The organism is Bradyrhizobium sp. CCBAU 11386 (assembly GCF_028128955.1).
Taxonomy (GTDB): Bacteria; Pseudomonadota; Alphaproteobacteria; order Rhizobiales; family Xanthobacteraceae; genus Bradyrhizobium.
Window position 1 is genome coordinate 1 of the sequence record NZ_LBKA01000099.1, and the last position, 1,261, is coordinate 1,261.

Sequence of the window (1,261 nt, forward strand, 5' to 3'; positions counted from 1 at the left end):
GTAGCAACCATTAAGAACGATGTGATCGCCCTCCTGGTCTAGCGTGACACCGTGCTCACGGCCGTCAAGGATGGCCTGGCGGCTGTGGAGAACGGGATAGCAAAGAGCGACGGCCATCCTTGACGGCCGCTGCGCGCGGTGTCGTTTGGACTGGCAGATCGGGACGAAGAAACGTCGCTTTGGATCGAACAAAGAAACGAAAAGCTATCCGGCTGTCAGGGTGGACAGTCCTGCCACGGCGTTCCGCGAGCGACCACGGTGTTGGCGAAGATGAGCATCTTCCTGGCGCAGGCGACAAGTGCTCGCTTGTGTTCCTTTCCAGCGGCGATCAGCCGTTGGTAAAGCTGGATCAGCTGCTGGTTCCAGCGAAACGATGCAGCCAGTGAAGCCGTGTAGAGGGCGCGCCGCAGCCGCTTTCGGCCGCCGTCGATATGTCGAACGCCGACCTGCTCACCGCTATCGTCGTCATAAGGCGCAAGGCCTGCGAGAGCGACGGCTTGCTCCCGCGTGATCTGGCCAATCTCGGGCAGGCGCACCAGAATGGCCACGGCGGTCGGCAATCCGATGCCGCTAACGCTATTGATCAGCCCAAGTCTCTTGGCAAGGTCGGGATGCTTGCGGATCGATGCGACCAGTGCGTTGAGTTCGGCTTTCTCGCGCTTCTCCAGGCGGGCGATATCCTCCTTCCAGAGCGTCCTAATCTGCGCATTGCGGCAGCTCTCGATCCGGTTCTTGAGGCGCGCGATATCCTCATTGATCTGATCAATCATGGTCAGCTGCTCGGCGAATGGTAGCAGCCGGGGATCGGGGGCGGCATGGATCTTCCGGACCGCAGCGGTGCAGACTGCGATGAGAGCGGCATCGATCTTGTCATTCTTGGCCCGTTGCGAGTGGAATTTGGCATAGGCGCGGACCTGGGCTGGCTGGAACACCACGACCTCAAACCGCTTGCGCCGCAGTTCGGTAACGACGGGCTGCTCGTAACCGCCACTCGCTTCGATCCCGACACGTTTGACGCGATGCCGTCGCAGCCATGTCAGCAATATCGCGTGGCCTTCCGACGTGTTCTCCACCTGCAACTGCGCTCGGTTGCCCTCGATCGCCACGTCGAGCTTCCTTTTGCCGGTATCGATCCCGGCACAGATCGTGGTATGCTTGGCCATCTTCGTCGATCCCTCCCTTGTGATGCGAACCTTGAGTTCGTTCAACCATTCGGGTCCCGATGAAGTGCCGATCGCGATCTTGCTACGCCTGACAGCCC

At 60.5% G+C, this 1,261-nt stretch carries 1 protein-coding gene; it reads right to left on the reverse strand.

The window, feature by feature from the left end; all coding sequences use genetic code 11:
• Positions 1-215 precede the first annotated feature (215 nt).
• Complete coding sequence (locus XI09_RS08605; protein ID WP_271566459.1) at positions 216-1,163, reverse strand: IS110 family transposase; 948 nt, start codon at positions 1,161-1,163, stop codon at positions 216-218.
• Positions 1,164-1,261 lie beyond the last annotated feature (98 nt).

What these genes read in the sequence shown, in the direction of transcription:
- XI09_RS08605 (WP_271566459.1), bottom strand. Translation starts at nt 1,163, where the DNA reads ATGGCCAAGCATACCACGATCTGTGCCGGGATCGATACCGGCAAAAGG.